Genomic DNA, 15437 nt, shown 5'->3' with positions numbered 1-15437 from the left:
CCCGCGCCCCCGGCGGTGAATGTAACGTGTTCTAGTTGGGGCGGAGGGGGAAACGGGGAGAAAACCGTGGCGCTACCCGCGCAGCGCCTGCCGCCAGGAGACCGTCCCGCCGGTGCGCAGCACCGATCGCTCGTACACCCGGGCGGCGAGCAGCGAGAGCCCGGCGGTGACCGCGACCATGAGCAGGACGGTGCCCGCGATCTGCGCGGGCGTCGCCACCCCGGCCGCGATCCGCAGCGGCATGAGGATGGCGGAGAAGGGCGGCACCCAGCTCAGCGTGGCACTCAGGGTGCCGTCCGGGTCGCGCACCGCCACCGAGGCGATGCCGAACATGGCGACGATGAGCACGGTGAGCGGCGTCGTCGTGGAGTTGACGTCCTCCTGCCTGGAGACCAGCGAGCCTGCCGCCGCGTAGAGCACCGCGAAGAACAGGAAGCCGAGCACGAACCAGCCGAGCGCGCCCGCCAGCGTGCCGAGCGCGGTGCCGGTGAGCGTGAGCACCCCGGTGCCGAGCGCGGTGCCGACCCCGGCCACCCCGTACAGCGTGAGCTGCAGCAGCCCGGCCACGCCGAGCCCGATGATCTTGCCCCAGAGCAGCTGCAGCGGCCGCACCGTCGCCAGCAGCACCTCGACGACCCGGCTCGACTTCTCCTCGACCACGCCCATCGCCACGTACACCCCGAAGAGCAGGATCTGCAGGTAGAGCACGAACGCCACCGACATGGAGAGCACGGCGCGCTCCCCGGCGGCCGGGTCCGGCGGATCGATGGCCCGCTCGTCCAGCCGCACCTCGGCGGCGGCGCGCACCGCCGCCGGGTCCACCTCGAGCGCGCGCAGCGCCTGTTCCTGTGCGTGCCCGGCCAGCGCGCTCGCCAGGACCGCGCGCAGCTCGTCGTCCAGCCCGGTCTCGGTGACCACGACCGCGCCGCCGGTGCCGGGAACCAGCGCGGCATCGGCGCCACCGGAGGTGACCTCGTCGCGCGCGGCAGGCTCGTCCGGGACGACCGCCACGGTGACCGCGGTCCCGATGGCGGCGCCGGAGCTCTCCAGCCACGGGGTGAGCGAATCGTCCCCGACCACCGCGACGGTCGCGGTGCGCTCCTCGGCGTCACCGCCGAAGGCCGCGATCCCGGCGATCCCGGCCACCAGCGCGAGCAGCACGACCCCCGTGCTGATCAGGAAGCTCTTGGCGCGCACCTGCACCAGGAACTCGCGCCGGGCGATCAGGGCGACGGTGCGCAGCCGGTTCGGCGCGGTCATCCCGCCACCACCTCTCGGTACAGTTCGGTCAGGGTCGGCTGCTGCGGGGCGAATTCGCGCACCGGGCCGGTGCGCAGCGCCGCCGCGAGCAGCGCCTGGTCGTCGGCGTCGGGGGCGAGGGTGAGCACGGTGCGGTCGCCGTCGCGCTCCCAGCCGAGCACGCCGGGCAGCGTGGCCGCCCAGTCCGGCGCGGCGTCCGGCGCCCGGACCAGCAGCCGGGGCTGCCCGCCAGCGCGCAGCTCGGCCACCGAGCCGGTAACCCGCATCCGCCCGGCCGCGATGATCCCGACCCGGTCGCAGAGCCGCTGCACCAGCTCCAGCTGGTGGCTGGAGAAGACGACCGGCACCCCGGCGTCGGCCTTCTCCCGCAGCACCGCGCTCATCACGTCGACGGCGACCGGGTCGAGGCCGGAGAACGGCTCGTCCAGCACCAGCAGGGCCGGGTCGTGCACCAGCGCGGCAGCCAGCTGCACCCGCTGCTGGTTGCCGAGGCTCAGCGAGTCGACGGTGTCGCCGCTCCGATCGGCCACGCCGAGCCGCTCGGTCCAGCGCCGCACCGCCTTCCGCGCCTCCGCCCTGCTCGACCCGTGCAGCTCGGCGAGGTACTCGAGCTGCTCGCCCACCTTCATCTTCGGGTAGAGCCCGCGCTCCTCCGGCATGTAGCCGATGGTCCGGCGCAGCGCCGCGTCCACCGGGCGGCCGCCGAGCCGGACGCTGCCCGCGTCGGCGGCGAGCACGCCGAGCACGATCCGCATGGTGGTGGTCTTGCCAGCGCCGTTGCTGCCGACGAAGCCGAAGATCTCGCCCGGCGCCACCGCGAACCCGACCCCGTCCAGCGCGGTCACCTCGCCGAACCGCTTGCGCAGCCCGTCCAGCTCCAGTGTCCCGCTCACGGGATCGCCTCCGGGTCGGGCCGGTTCCAGGCCAGGATCATGGCCGGGGAACAGCCGCCGATCAGCAGCGCCGTGATCGTCCACAGCCCGCAGGCGTAGCCGAACCCGACGCTCAGCGACTCCAGCGAGGCGCCGATGACCAGTGCGAAGGCCGGGACGATGGCGACGCTCTGGGTGACGGTGAGCCCGATCGACCTGGCGGCGTCGCGCTCGGCGACCTCGTACTCGTCCAGCGCGTTCCGCGGCGCGTCGCTCTGCCTGCTCGACACCACCTGCAGCACCGTCCAGGTCGGCAGGAAGAGCAGCACCGGAATCATCCAGAGCAGTGGCCCGATCCGCATGTTCCCCACGCACACCGCGCCGACGGCGACCATCGCCGCGAAGAGCGCGGCCAGCGCGAGCACGAGCGCGCGGCGGCGGGAGCGGGTGCGCCAGCCGGGCAGCCAGGTGCCGGTGCGTGCCTCGTTGCGCAGGAATCGCCTGGTCCGGAATTCCTGATAGTTCGCGAGCAGATCGGTCGCGGACATCTCACTCTCCTGTACGTCGATAGATCTCGGCCGACAACGGCGTGAACTCGGTGCGCGCGAAGACCGCCTCCACCGGCAGCCCGAACACCTCGCAGAGCCGCAGCGCCAGGTCCAGGCTCGGGTAGTGGTCGCCGCGCTCCAGCGCGCCGACGGTCTGCGGGTTCACCTCGACGAGCTCGGCCAGCCGGGCCCGGCTCAGCGAGCGCTCGGCGCGCAGCACCGCGATGCGGTTGAAGATCGGACGGGTTTCCCCCCGTCGCACTGGGCTCATACATTGAAGTGTTGTGAAAACCCAACGATCTGTCAAGAAAAAACGCCGCCACCCGAAGGTAGCGGCGTTCGGCGGTGCGCTCAGATCAGCGGCTTGCCCCGCCGCATCCGCCTGCGCGCGTCGGCCATCAGCCCGAGGCTGCCGCTGTGCCGCAGCGGCCGCGGGATGAAGCGGTTGACGAAGCCGACGAAGACGAAGAGGTGCTCGAAGCGGCGCTGGTCGGCCGCGGTCCAGCGCAGCCCCATCTGCTCGCGGAAGTGCGGCGCCAGGAAGCCGGTGGTGAGGAACCGCAGCAGCCCGCGGAACGGAATCCGGATGTACCAGTGGATCATCCGCAGGTTCAGCAGCGCGTCCAGGTAGGTGCGGACGTACTCGTCGAGCACCGCGTCCTGGCAGGCGCGCACCCAGTACTCGTCGAAGGCGGCGCGGGTCGGCGGCCACTGGTCCTCGGTCACCTGCAGCGTGGTGCCGAGCGTCGAGGTGGTGGCGTAGAACGCCTCCCGCTGCTCGTCGTTCATCCGGCCGTTGAGCAGCTGGTAGGTGTCCTCGAAACCGATGAAGAGGCAGGCCGCGACCCACAGCTGCAGCGTGCGGTCGAAGGCGTTGTACTTGACCGGCGCGCCCGGCTCCGAGCGCACCTGCCGGTGCGCGACGTTGATCGCCTCGCGCAGCGTGTTCCGCTCCTCCTCGGTGCCGAGGATGGCGACCGCGAGGTACTGGGTGGTGGTGCGGGCCCGCTTCCACGGGTGCTTCATCAGCGCCCCCGACTCCACCCGGCTCTCCGCGACGCCGTACCCGACGCCCGGATGTGCCATCTGCATCACCACATTGGCCGCGGCGCCGGCGAACTGCCAGAAGTCGAGCGCGTCGCCGAGCGCGAGCGGCCGCTTGGTGAACGGCCGGTGCGCGCCGTGGATGGGGATACGCGTCCGCTCCAGCGTGAGCACGCGGGCGGGCAGCGGTTCGGCGGCGGTCATCGGTCTCCTCCGGATCGGGTGCTCCCGTGTATGTTATCGGTGATTCGCACTCCTGAGAAGCCGGATACCCGGCGTTTTAGTGGCGTTTCAGAACTCAGAGGCGAAATAAGTGTCGGGATGTTCTTTCCAGATCGGCGAGATCGTGCGTACTATCGCAGCGTTCCGCCGTGGCGGAGAACGGAAGGAGCGGTACGTGCTCGCGAAGCTCGACCGGTTGTTGAGTTACGAGATGAAGGTGTCCGAGTTCATCGGGACGCTGATCATCCTCGGTATCCCCTACGGCGTCGTCGGGGTCATCTGGAGCATCACCCACACCGCGCACCTGCGGAACCTGCACGGCATCGACGTGATCGTCTCGTTCCTCGGGTCGATCGTGTGCTGGCCGGTGCTGCTCTTCGCGAACGTGACGATGGCGTGATGGCGCTGGTCTGGATCATCGACATCGTCGTGATCCTGGTGAAGATCCTCGGCGGCCGGATCCGGGTGAACCCCGTGCTCCGGTTCGGCCTCTGGCTCGCCGTGCTGGCGGGCGCCGCGGCCGGGGTGCTGCTCCTCGGCATCCTGCTCGTGCTGCTGCAGCGCGGCCTCACCGGGCAGGACCTGCTTCCCCTCCTTCCGCTCTGACATAGCGAACATCGCGAAACATCCGAGCCCGAGTCTCTCATGTCAACTGGTTGTTTCGGGTCCGCATCAGCGGAATCCGTATTAACATACGCAGGGCTCCGGCAAGAAAGGCCAGCGTGACCATCACCCAGCGACCGGCCGGTCGTACCGACCTGGATCGGGCCTTCGACGACCTGCGCGGGCTGTGGCGCAGGCATCCGCAGCGGGCCCTGGAGACCCTGGGCAGGCAGGTGCTGCTCGGCCGGGACGCGCTGATCGGGCTCTTCGAGGCGATCATCCAGCGCCGCTTCCCGTACCAGGAGTTCATCAAGCAGTGCGCCTTCATGGTCGGCGTCTCGGCGGCGCCGACCGTGCTGGTCGCCATCCCGATCGCGGTGGTGGTCTCGATCCAGGTCGGCGCGCTGGTCAACCAGGTCGGCGCGACCACCTTCATCGGCGCGGTGGCCGGGCTCGGCATCATCCGGCAGGGCGCCCCGCTGGTGACCTCGCTGATGATCGCGGGCGCGGTGGGGTCGTCGATCTGCGCCGACCTCGGCTCGCGCACCATCCGCGAGGAGATCGACGCCATGAAGGTGATGGGCGTCGACCCGGTGCGCAGGCTGGTCGCGCCGCGGCTGGTCGCCGCGATCCTGGTGAGCATCCTGCTCTGCGGCTTCGTGGTCTTCGTCGGCTTCGCGACCGCCTACATGTTCAACGTCTACGCCCAGGACGGCACGCCCGGCTCCTTCATCGGCTCGTTCGCCTCCTTCGCGGTCGCCAACGACCTGATCGTCGCGCTGGTCAAGGCGGCGATCTTCGGGCTGCTCACCGCGATCATCGCCTGTGACATCGGGCTGCACACCAAGGGCGGGCCGGGTGGCGTCGCCAACTCGGTGAACTCCGCGGTGGTCACCTCGGCGCTGATGTTGTTCGCCACCAACGTGATCCTCACGCAGCTCTACAACACACTCTTCCCGACGAAGGTGATCTGAGATGGGCAGCTCGTACACCCCGCCCGCGCTGCGGCCGCTGCGCCGCACCGGGCAGGTGCTTGCGGTGCCCTACCGGGCCAACATGCGGCTCGGGCACCACGCGCTGACCTTCGTCGAGGCGCTGGCGGCGATCCCGTTCGTGCTGCGGCACTACCGCAAGGAGGTGCTGCGGCTCACCGCCGACGTCGGCTGGGGCAACGGCTCGCTGGTGGTCGGCGGCGGCACCGTCGGGGTGGTGATCATCCTCTGCGCGTTCGGCGGGCTGACCGTCGGCATGGAGTCGTACAACGCGCTGAACCTGCTCACCATGGGCCCGCTCACCGGCGCCATCTCCGGCTTCGCCACCACGCGCGAGCTGGCACCGATCCTGGCGACGCTGGCCTTCGCCATCCAGGCGGGCTGCCGGTTCACCGCGCAGCTCGGCTCGATGCGCATCTCCGAGGAGATCGACGCGCTGGAATCCATTGCCATCCGGCCGCTTCCGTACCTGGTGACCACCAGGATGATCGCCGCAACGGTGACCATCGTCCCGCTCTACACGGTCGGGCTGGCCACCGCGTACCTGGCGACCAAGCTCTCCGTGCTGTTCCTCGGCGGCACCTCGGCGGGCACCTACGACCACTACTTCTTCCAGTTCCTGATCGGCACCGACGTCTTCTTCTCGGTGCTGAAGGTGGTGATCTTCGTGCTGATCGCGACCTTCGTGCAGTGCTACTACGGCTACACCGCCAGCGGCGGGCCGGAGGGCGTCGGGGTGGCGGCCGGGCAGGCGATCAAGATGGTGATCGTCCTGATGGTCTTCGCGAATCTTGTGCTGACACTCGCAATCTGGGGCATCGACCCCGGTTTCCGGATCTCCGGGTAGGGGGGACGATGCTGCTCGATCCCAGCGGCCGCGGCCCCACCGCCGCCAAGCTCTCGATCGCCGGGCTGGTCCTGGTGCTGATCACGCTGCTCGTGCTCGGCCTGCTCGCGCTGCGCTACGAGGGGTACTTCGAGAAGAAGGTCCCGGTCACCGCGCTGCTCACCAGTACCGGTGACGGGCTGCCCGCCCGCGCCGACGTGAAGTTCCGCGGCATGGTGGTCGGCACCGTCGACGCCGTCGAGGTGGTGGCGCGCGGGCAGAGCCAGCGCGCCGAGATCCACCTGAAGCCGGGGATCGCGGGCACCATCCCGGCCGACGTCACCGCGCGGGTGATCCCGAACAACCTGTTCGGCGTGACCGCGATCGAACTCGTCGACCAGGGCGGCAGCCCCGACGGGCTGCGCTCCGGCGCCGTCATCCCGGAGGACACCGGCGAGGCGACGGTGCAGCTGCAGACCACGCTCACCGTGCTGCGCGACGTGCTGGAGAACATCCAGCCGGAGAAGCTGGGCCGGGTGCTCGCCACGCTCTCCGCCGCGCTCGACCCCGGCGCCCGCGCCCCCGGCTCCACCATCGAGCGGCTGGACCGCTGGATGACCGAGGTGCACGCCATCCCCGAGGTCGGCTCGCTGCTCGGCGACCTGGGCCGGGCCACCACCGAGCTGAGCAAGTCGGCGCCGGAGCTGGTCGGCGTGCTCGCCGAGTCGGTGACGACCGCGCGCACGCTCACCGAGCGCAGGGAGGGGCTGGTGAACCTGCTCGCCACGGCGGGCGGCGCGGTGGACTCGGTGAACGAGCTGTTCGCCCGCAACCCGGACTCCGCCAAGGAGCTGGTGCCCGGGCTCGCCGGGCTGTTCGGCAGCCTGGCGGGCGACGCCGAGACCATCCCGCTCGCGGTGCACAACCTGAACTACGCGCTGCAGCAGCTGGAGGGGGTGTTCAGCTTCGGGCCGAGTAAGCAGATGGTCTGGAAGATGGACGTCAGCTTCACGCCGTTCCAGCAGTACACCGCCGCGGACTGCCCGCACTACGGCGAGCTCGCCGGGCCGCGCTGCGGGGGGCCGACGGTCCCCGAGGTCGCCCCGGAGCAGGAGTACCCCGCCGCGATGCTGCCGCGCTGGCTCGATGCCGCCGGGCCGCCCCCGATCGCCGCGCCCGCGGTCGTCCCCGGCGCGCCCGCGTCCCAGCCGCTGATCCCGGGCCTCCCCGCGATCCCCGGCCTCCCGTCCATCCCCGGATTGCCCACGATTCCCGGTCTTTTCGGGATCCCGGGCGGACCGCAGGCGGCCGGGACGGCTCCGCCCCCCGGTGACGGCTCGACGCCCGCCGACGGGCAGGGCTTCGGCCCCGCTGCGGCGAACCTCGATCCGAGCCGCCCCGGTGCGGCGCCCGGTGGGCCGGGGCCCGCGAAGCCGATCGCCGTGACCGGACCCCTTCGCCTGCGCGGCGCGGCGGCGGTCGCCGCCCTCACCGGCGGCACACCCACCGCCGCGCAACTGCTCCTGCTGACCCCGCTGCTCGCGGGCGGCTCCCTGGAGATCCACGACGGAGGTGCGGCGTGAAATCCGCCAGGGCACTTGTCACGTTCAGCCTGTTCGCGGTGCTCGCCACCGTGCTCACCTACACCATCTGGTCGACCCTGCAGCGCTCGGTCTCCGGCGACACCGACGGCTACTCGGCGGTCTTCACCGACGTGCTCGGCGTCCGGGTCGGCGACGACGTGCGGGTGGCGGGTGTGCGGGTCGGCCGGGTCGACGACATCGACTTCGTCGACGGCTACCACGCCGAGATCGACTTCAGCATCCAGGACCGCCAGCACCTCACCACCACCACGAAGGCGCTGGTCCGCTACCAGAACCTGATCGGCCAGCGCTACATCGCGCTGATGCCGGGCGAGCAGGCGGGCAACCAGCTGAAGCCGGGCGGCGTCATCCCGGTCGAGCACACCGAGCCGTCGTTCGACGTCTCGGCGCTGCTCTCCGGCTTCGAGCCGCTCTTCGGGGTGCTGCAACCGGACCAGGTGAACTCGCTCTCGGAGACGCTGATCCAGGCGCTGCAGGGCGACGGCGTCTCGCTGAGCGCGCTGGTCACCCAGGCCGCCGAGCTGGCGAGCACCTTCGGCGAGCGCGACGAGCTGCTGGCCGCGGTGATCTCCAACCTGAGCAGCGTGATGGCGGGCCTCGCCAACCGCACCGACGAGCTGGAGACGCTGATCACCCAGGCCAGGGCGCTGATGGACGCGCTCTACGCCCAGGGCGAGAACCTGAAGAGCTCGGTCGAGACGGTCGCCCGCTCCACCGACTCGCTGGTGAACCTGGTCGGCCTGGTGCAGCCGGATCTGGCCCGCGCCCAGGACACCGCCACCACCGGCGTCGCGCTGCTGCTGCTCAACGGCGCCTCGCTGGACCGGGCCGCGGTCGAGCTGCCCGACTTCCTGAACGGCCTCGCGCGCTTCTCCGGCTACGGCGCCTACGGCAACGCCTACATCTGCCGGCTCGACGTCTCGCTCTGGGGCGTCCTGCTCCCGCCGGGGCTGGTCTCGCAGGTCGGCGGCGAATCACAATCGGAGGTCTGCCGATGAGGCTGCCGCGTTATCGGGACAACCGCTTCCTCTGGCTCGGCTTCGCCGCGGCCGCGGCGGTGGTGCTGCTGCTGGTCGGCTCCAGCGTGATCTCCCGGGCCCAGCTGGGCAGCAAGACCGTCGAGGCGGAGTTCGCCCAGGCCGCCGGGTTGCGGCCGGGCGCGACCGTGGACATCTCCGGCATCGAGGTCGGCGAGGTGCAGAAGGTCGAGCTGGAGGGGCAGAAGGTGGTGGCGGTGCTCCGCATCCGCCGCGACATCGAGCTCGGCGCGGACGCGAAGGCGGCGATCGAGATGTCCACCATCCTCGGCAGGCTGCACATCGACCTGATCCCCGGCGACGGGAAGGGGCTGCCCGGCGACCGGATCCCGCTGAGCAACACCGCCGTCCCGTACAACCTGGCCAAGGTGATCCAGGACTCCCGCTACACCGCCTCCTTCGAGCGGATCGAGCGGATCGACCCGGGCAAGCTGCGCGAGGCGCTCGACCTGCTCACGCGGCAGATGGGGGAGTCGCCGCAGCTCACCGTGGCCGCGCTGGACAGCATCGGCTCGCTGGCGAGGGTCGTGAACAACCGCCGCGACGAGGTCGACACCCTGCTCAAGAGCATGGACCAGGTCTCGCAGCTGGTGGCGGACAACCGCAACAGCGTGCTGGTGCTGCTCACCCGCGGTGAGGCCATCGGCAACGCGGTGGCACTGCGGCAGGACCTGCTGCGGAAACTACTCGACAACGTGGCGGCGCTCTCCGCGCTGCTGCAGGAGATGGGTGTGCAGAACAACGGCCAGTTCGGTCCGCTGATCGAGAACCTGAACACGATGACCGAGGGGCTGGAGAAGAACCGGGACAACCTGGACCGGCTCTACGAGATCATGCCGGTGGGGTTGCGCCAGTTCAACAATGTGCTCGGCAACGGCCCCTACGGCGACGTCTGGGCGCCGTGGCTGCTGCCGGACAACTGGCTCTGCTCCGCCCAGCTCGCACCGGGGTGCAACTGATGAAGAACACCGCGCACACGCGCTTCGCCAGGATCGCCGCGCTCGCGGTCGCCGCCCTCACCGCGGCGGGCTGCTCGCTGCTGCCGGACACCGTGAGCCGGCTGCCCGGGCAGTACCTCGGCGAACGGATCAAGGTCAGCGCCGACTTCGAGAGCGTCGCCGGGCTGTACGCGGGCAACGAGGTCGCCGTGCTCGGCGTCCCGGTCGGGCAGGTCGACACCGTCACCCCGCGCGGCTCCTACGTCGAGGTCACCATGTCGCTCGACGCCGGGGTGCGGGTGCCCGCCGACGCCATGGCCGCGCTCATCTCGCCGCAGCTGATCACCAACCGGCACGTCGAGCTGGCCCCCGCGTACGGCGGGGACGGCCCGACCCTCGCCGACGGCGACCACATCCCGATCGCCCGCACCAGGGTCCCGGTGGAGCTGGACCGCATCCTGGAGAACTTCGACCAGCTCGGCGCGGCGCTCAAGGGCGACAGCGAGGAGGGGCCGCTCGCGAGCCGGGTGCTCTTCCCGCTGCTCGAGGGCAACGGCGACCGGCTCGCCGAGACCCTGGACGCGCTCAGCTCGGCTTTCGAGGTGACGCTGGCGAACAAGGACCAGATCGCCACCACCATCGCCAAGCTGCAGGAGATCACCCAGGTGATCGCCGAGAACGATTCCACCGTAAGGGATTTCAGTGGCAGGCTCACCGAGCTGGTCGCACTGCTCGGCGATCAGGCGCCCGGGTTGCAGGCGGTGCTCACCCAGCTGAACGACTTCGTCACCAACACCGCGACGGTGGTCGGCGACAACCGGGACCAGCTGGCCGGGGCGATCACCCGCTTCGTCGAGATCGCCGCCCAGATGCGGGCCAACGCCCGCGGCCTGACCGAGATCGTCGACGTGGGGCCGCTGGTCTTCCAGAACATCTCCAACTCGGTGAGCCGGGAGCACCGGGCGCTGCGACTGCACGGCCTGCTGGACAAGGCGGCGCTGGACAGCGAGCAGCTCAGCCTCTTCTGCGAGCGCATCCAGGCGCGGCTCGACGGCTGCCGCACCGGCAAACTCCAGGACATGGGGCCCGACTTCGGGCTCACCGCCGCGCTGCTCGGACTCACGAAATGAGGCGGGCCCTGCTCCGCGCCGCGGCCTGCGCCACCGCGCTGAGCTTCGCGCTCACCGGCTGCGCCGTCACGGTGGACGACGTCCCCATGCCGGAGCCAGGCATCGGCGGCCCCGGCTACACCATCCGCGCCGCCTTCCGGGACGCGCTGAACCTGCCGAACCGCGCGCACGTGCGCATCGGCGGCACCGACATCGGCGTGGTCAGCGCCATCCAGACCACGAACTTCGTCGCCGAGGTGACGATGGAGATCCGCGAGGACATCAAGCTCCCCGCGGGCACCACCGCGGAGCTGCGCCAGGGCACCCCGCTCGGCGACGTCTACGTCGCCATGACGCTGCCCGCGGCGAGCGCGGGCTCCGGCCTGCTCGAGCCGGGCGACGTCATCCCGGTGGAGCGCACCGCGGCAGGCGCCTCGGTGGAGGAGCTGATGCTCTCGGTCGCCATGCTGCTCAACGGCGGCGGGCTGAACCAGGCCGCGGAGATCACGGCGCAGATGAACTCCATGTTCGGCGGGCGCGCGCCGCAGCTGGCGCACCTGATCACCGAGATGACCGCGGTGATCGCGGCGCTCAACGCCCGCACCGCCGACATCGACGGGCTGCTCAACGGCGTCAACGCGCTCACCGGTGAGCTGGCCGCGCGCAAGGCCGAGCTCGGCGCGGCCGCGGACACCTTCCCCGACCTGCTCGGCCTGGTCGCCGAGAACAACAGGGAGATCACCGGGCTGATCGACAAGGTCGCGGTCACCATGGCCGCGCTCGGCGACTTCTCGCAGACCAGCGGGCAGGACTTCGTCAGCCTCTTCGACAGCATCCAGCGGCTCATGACCGGCTTCACCCAGACCGGCGACGAGCTGAACCAGATGCTGGAGGGGCTGCACACCATCTACCCGTCGCTGATGACCTCGATCGAGGGGCCGACGCTCGCGGTCGCCGCCACCGTCTCCTACCTCAGCGTCGGCGCGCTCACCGACCCCACCGGCAGCCGCCTGCCGGACGGCACCGACATCCCCGCCTTCATCGGCAGCCTCACCCAGGTGCTGGAGAAGGTCATGGGCAGGCTGAACGGCCTGCCCGCGCCGCAGGAGGGCCCGCGATGAACATCCCGCTGTGGAACTGGCTGGTACGCAACCGGATCGCGATCGCCAACCTCGGGCTGGTCCTCGTATTGATCTTCGGCAGCGGCTACCTGGCGGTGGCCGTCATGCGGCTAGACCTGCTGCCCGCCCGCACCTACGCGGTCACCGTGCAGCTGCGCGACTCCGGCGGGCTGGCGGCGAACAACGACGTCACCTTCCGGGGCAGCCGGATCGGCAAGGTCACCGAGGTGCGGGTCTCCGGGCCCGGGGTCGCCGCGGTGGCCGAGATCAAGTCCGATGTGCGGATTCCGGTGGGTGGCACGGTCGCGGTCGGGCGGCTCTCCGCCGCGGGCGAGCAGTATCTGGACTTCCGCCCGGACACCGAGGGCGGCCCGTACCTGGGCGACGGCTCGCTGATCGATGTCTCCCGCACCGACACCCCGGTGCCGGTGCAGTCGCTGCTGCTGAACCTGAGCGGGCTGATCGGCAGCCTGAACCCGGAGCGGCTCACCGTGATCGTGGACGAGCTGGACCGGGCGCTGCGCGGCGGCCCGGACCGGCTGCGCAACATGGTCTCCGGGATCAGCCAGGCGCTGGCCGGGCTGGACGGCATGCTGCCGCAGACCCAGCAGCTCATCCGCAACCTCGCGGTGATCGCCGACACCACCTCGCTCGCCCAGCCCGACCTCACCACCCTCACCACCGGCGCGGGCGCGCTCTTCCGCCAGCTCACCGCCGCCGACGCCGAGGTGCGGGACTTCCTCGACCTGGCGCCGGGGCAGCTCGCCACGCTCGGCGGGTTCATCGAGGAGACGCAGGACCCGATCACCAACCTGGTGACCAACTTCGTCGCCATCACCAGGGCGGCCAAACTGCGCGCCCCCGCCATCGCCGCGCTCTTCCCCGCGCTCCGCGAAGGCAGTGAGGCGCTTGGCATCCCGGCGCACGACGGCGCCTTCCACACCCTCGTCGACCTGTGGCCGCGCCCCACCTGCGACTACGACACCATCCCCGTGGTGCCGACGCTGACCGCCACCGACACCAGGGTGCGGCTCTACAACTACTGTGTCACCAGCAACCCCGCGCTGCAGGTGCGCGGGTCGGCCAACGCACCGCGCCCCAACGTCCCGGACAACGGCTCCGGGCCGCCGCCCGGCGTCACCGGCGACGAACTCTCCCGACCCATTCCCGGCAGATAGGACTCTCCCGCTCATGAGCGATCCGACCGACAAGGACGAAGTTCCCGCCGAAGGCGCGGACTCGGCTGCCGCCGAGCCGAAATCGGCTGCCGCCGCCGACGTGAAGCCGGTGACCGCCGCCGAGTCGGCTCCCGAGAAGTCCGCTGCCGCACAGCAGTCGGCCGCTTCCGAATCGGCCGCCGCGGAGACCTCGCGCGCCGTCGCGTCGCCGACGGCAGGCGCAGCCGCCGGGGGTGACGCGACGCGCGCCAAATCCTCCACTGCCGAGGCCGAAGGCGAGTCGTCCGCGACCGTGAAACCGGAGTCCGGGCGCAAACTCACCCGCCCGGTGATCGCCCTCGCGGCGACCGCGGCACTCCTGATCGCCGCCATCGCGACATCGATCACCCTGTTCGTGCAGAACAACAACCTCGACGCCCTGGAGGACGCCAGAGCCGAGGCCCAGGAAGCCGCCTGCACCTACGCCCCGGTACTGGCCGAGTACGACGCCAAGAACCTGGACGCCTACTTCCAGGGCGTCCTGGACGGCGCCACCGGCGACTGGAAGCAGCAGTTCGCCGACACCAGCAAGGAACTCCGCGACGTCCTCGCCAAGGGCGAGGTGATCTCCAAGGCCGACGACGTACAGTGCGCCATCAAGAGCGCCGACGAGACCTCGGCCGAGGCCATCGTGGTGATCGGCCAGACCATCACCTCCCTCGGCACCCAGGGCAAACCGGCCCCCGGCCAGCTCTCCATGGTCATGCGCTTGCAGAAGATCGACGGCCGCTGGCTGGTGAACAACGTCAACTCACCGCTGGCGCCGAACCAGCCCTAGTCCTCGCTGCCGAGCAGGATCACCCGCATCAGGTGCACCACCCGTGCCCTGGTGCACTCCGGGTGCTCCGGCCCCATCCACTGCCCGAGATCGACCACCAGCGCCAACGCCGCGTGCACCAGCACCCGCGCCTGCGCCGCGCTCAACCCGGAGCGCACCGCCGTCACCAGCTTGGCCCACTCCTCGACATTGAGCCGCTGGATATTGCGCAGCGTGGTCCGGTCGGCCGCGGGCACGTTGCCGATCTCGGCGTAGTAGACGAAGGTCAGCTCGCGCTCGGCGAACGACCCGTCCACGTACAGCTCGATCAGCCGGGTGAGCGCGGCCCCCGGCCCGTCGGTGCCCGCGATGGCCGGCCCGATCACCGCCGACACCCGGTCCGCCGCGCGCCGGAAGGCGGCGGCGAGCAGGTCGCCCTTGCTCCGGTAGAAGCGGTACACCGCCGAGGAGGCAGGCAGCCCGGCGGCCGCCGCGATGTCCTCGACGCTCACCCCCGGGTAGCCGCGCACGTGGAAGAGCTCCACCGCCTTCTGCAGCACCACCTCGTGGGTGAAGGTCGCCGCGGCCGGTGGCGGCGTGCGCTCCTCGGCGCGGGTCCCGGCGGGCAGCGTGCAACCGGCGATATCCCGGCAGGCCCCGGCCAGCAGCGCGGTGAGCGGCCGGGTCGGCACCGCGACCCGGTGGTCGGAGATGCTGCCGATCACGCTCATCACCGCGGCGGTGAGCACCGCGCGCTCCGCGCTCGGCAGCCCCGGCCGCAGCTCCGCGATCCGCTCGCGGATCGCGGCATCGGTCGCCGCCATCTGGGCGACCAGCGTGCGCCGGTCCTCTTCTTCGAGGTAGCGGTGCTGCCAGCGGAGCAGCGCGCCGCGCCGCCGGTTGGTGATGCAGACCGCGAGCAGCGCCTCGACGACGTGCGCGCAGCGCTGCTCCGCGTCCCACTCGACCGACTCCGGCGGCAGCCGCACCGCCTCCGCGCTGATCCCGCTGAGCCGCAGCGCCTCCTGCCGGAACAGCGCGTACTTGCTCGGGTAGTGCCGGTACAGCGCGGTGGAGGTGATGTCGAGCCGGGTCGCGATCTCCTCCATGCTCACACCGTGGTAGCCGTGCGCGCCGAACGCCTCCGCGGAGACGTTCGCGATCTGCGCCCGGCGATCCGCGGGCCTGCGCCGCACCGGCCGGTTCTCCGGTGGGTCGTCCGCTCGCGTCGAGCGCCGGTTACCAGCAGCCATACCGGCGAGACTATCGGAGAACCGGGCACTGCAC

The 15437-nt window shown here is 71.0% G+C and carries 17 protein-coding genes; 11 read left to right on the top strand and 6 right to left on the bottom strand.

The window, feature by feature from the left end; all coding sequences use genetic code 11:
* Positions 1-72: 72 nt before the first annotated feature.
* The 5 genes from ACFUJ1_RS06105 to ACFUJ1_RS06085 form a co-directional block, all read right to left on the bottom strand.
* Positions 73-1260: an ABC transporter permease gene (locus ACFUJ1_RS06105; RefSeq protein WP_378643093.1), complete on the bottom strand. Its 1188-nt coding sequence runs from the start codon at positions 1258-1260 to the stop codon at positions 73-75.
* Positions 1257-2153, bottom strand: a complete 897-nt coding sequence (locus ACFUJ1_RS06100) for an ABC transporter ATP-binding protein (RefSeq protein ID WP_378643090.1) — start codon at positions 2151-2153, stop codon at positions 1257-1259. Before ACFUJ1_RS06100 ends, ACFUJ1_RS06105 begins: the two co-directional genes overlap by 4 nt.
* Positions 2150-2680, bottom strand: coding sequence for a hypothetical protein (locus tag ACFUJ1_RS06095; RefSeq protein WP_378643087.1), 531 nt, complete (start codon positions 2678-2680; stop codon positions 2150-2152). Before ACFUJ1_RS06095 ends, ACFUJ1_RS06100 begins: the two co-directional genes overlap by 4 nt.
* A gap of 1 nt (position 2681) precedes the next feature.
* Positions 2682-2951 (bottom strand): helix-turn-helix transcriptional regulator, encoded by a 270-nt coding sequence (locus ACFUJ1_RS06090; protein WP_233019657.1) that lies wholly within the window; start codon positions 2949-2951, stop codon positions 2682-2684.
* An 80-nt stretch (positions 2952-3031) separates the two neighbouring features.
* Positions 3032-3928, bottom strand: coding sequence for an oxygenase MpaB family protein (locus ACFUJ1_RS06085; RefSeq protein ID WP_378643085.1), 897 nt, complete (start codon positions 3926-3928; stop codon positions 3032-3034).
* A gap of 193 nt (positions 3929-4121) precedes the next feature.
* Here ACFUJ1_RS06085 and ACFUJ1_RS06080 point away from each other — a divergent pair, with 193 nt between their 5' ends.
* From ACFUJ1_RS06080 to ACFUJ1_RS06030, 11 genes are all read left to right on the top strand, one after another.
* Entirely contained in the window at positions 4122-4346 is a 225-nt protein-coding gene (locus ACFUJ1_RS06080; RefSeq protein WP_378643082.1) for a hypothetical protein, read from the top strand.
* On the top strand, positions 4346-4552 hold the full coding sequence (locus ACFUJ1_RS06075) for a hypothetical protein (RefSeq protein WP_378643080.1): 207 nt from the start codon (positions 4346-4348) through the stop codon (positions 4550-4552). Before ACFUJ1_RS06080 ends, ACFUJ1_RS06075 begins: the two co-directional genes overlap by 1 nt.
* A gap of 116 nt (positions 4553-4668) precedes the next feature.
* Positions 4669-5523, top strand: a complete 855-nt coding sequence (locus tag ACFUJ1_RS06070; protein WP_378643077.1) for an MlaE family ABC transporter permease — start codon at positions 4669-4671, stop codon at positions 5521-5523.
* Between the two features lies 1 nt (position 5524).
* Entirely contained in the window at positions 5525-6388 is an 864-nt protein-coding gene (locus tag ACFUJ1_RS06065; RefSeq protein WP_378643075.1) for an ABC transporter permease, read from the top strand.
* Between the two features lie 8 nt (positions 6389-6396).
* Positions 6397-7950, top strand: a complete 1554-nt coding sequence (locus tag ACFUJ1_RS06060; RefSeq protein WP_378643072.1) for an MCE family protein — start codon at positions 6397-6399, stop codon at positions 7948-7950.
* A complete protein-coding gene (locus tag ACFUJ1_RS06055; RefSeq protein WP_378643070.1) occupies positions 7947-8969 on the top strand; it encodes an MCE family protein in 1023 nt (340 codons plus the stop codon). Before ACFUJ1_RS06060 ends, ACFUJ1_RS06055 begins: the two co-directional genes overlap by 4 nt.
* Complete coding sequence (locus tag ACFUJ1_RS06050; protein WP_378643067.1) at positions 8966-9967, top strand: MCE family protein; 1002 nt, start codon at positions 8966-8968, stop codon at positions 9965-9967. The genes ACFUJ1_RS06055 and ACFUJ1_RS06050 overlap by 4 nt, the downstream gene beginning before the upstream one ends.
* The gene (locus ACFUJ1_RS06045) at positions 9967-11076 is read left to right on the top strand and encodes an MCE family protein (RefSeq protein ID WP_378643065.1); all 1110 of its coding nucleotides are present in this window, start codon (positions 9967-9969) and stop codon (positions 11074-11076) included. The genes ACFUJ1_RS06050 and ACFUJ1_RS06045 overlap by 1 nt, the downstream gene beginning before the upstream one ends.
* Entirely contained in the window at positions 11073-12176 is a 1104-nt protein-coding gene (locus tag ACFUJ1_RS06040; RefSeq protein ID WP_378643062.1) for an MCE family protein, read from the top strand. The genes ACFUJ1_RS06045 and ACFUJ1_RS06040 overlap by 4 nt, the downstream gene beginning before the upstream one ends.
* Positions 12173-13354 carry an MCE family protein gene (locus ACFUJ1_RS06035; protein ID WP_378643060.1) on the top strand — a complete coding sequence of 394 codons (1182 nt, stop codon included), beginning with the start codon at positions 12173-12175 and terminating at the stop codon, positions 13352-13354. Before ACFUJ1_RS06040 ends, ACFUJ1_RS06035 begins: the two co-directional genes overlap by 4 nt.
* A 13-nt stretch (positions 13355-13367) precedes the next feature.
* Positions 13368-14171 (top strand): hypothetical protein, encoded by an 804-nt coding sequence (locus ACFUJ1_RS06030; protein WP_378643058.1) that lies wholly within the window; start codon positions 13368-13370, stop codon positions 14169-14171.
* Here the strand turns inward: ACFUJ1_RS06030 and ACFUJ1_RS06025 are convergent.
* Positions 14168-15403 carry a TetR/AcrR family transcriptional regulator gene (locus ACFUJ1_RS06025; RefSeq protein ID WP_378643056.1) on the bottom strand — a complete coding sequence of 412 codons (1236 nt, stop codon included), beginning with the start codon at positions 15401-15403 and terminating at the stop codon, positions 14168-14170. The two genes, ACFUJ1_RS06030 and ACFUJ1_RS06025, sit on opposite strands and share 4 nt — an antisense overlap.
* Between the last annotated feature and the right edge of the window lie 34 nt (positions 15404-15437).

This window comes from Nocardia sp. NPDC057227 (genome assembly GCF_042669725.1).
GTDB classification, from domain to species: Bacteria; Actinomycetota; Actinomycetes; order Mycobacteriales; family Mycobacteriaceae; genus Nocardia; species Nocardia asteroides_A.
The sequence above is the reverse complement of the archived record's forward strand: the minus strand, read 5'-3'. Positions and strand labels throughout refer to the sequence as shown.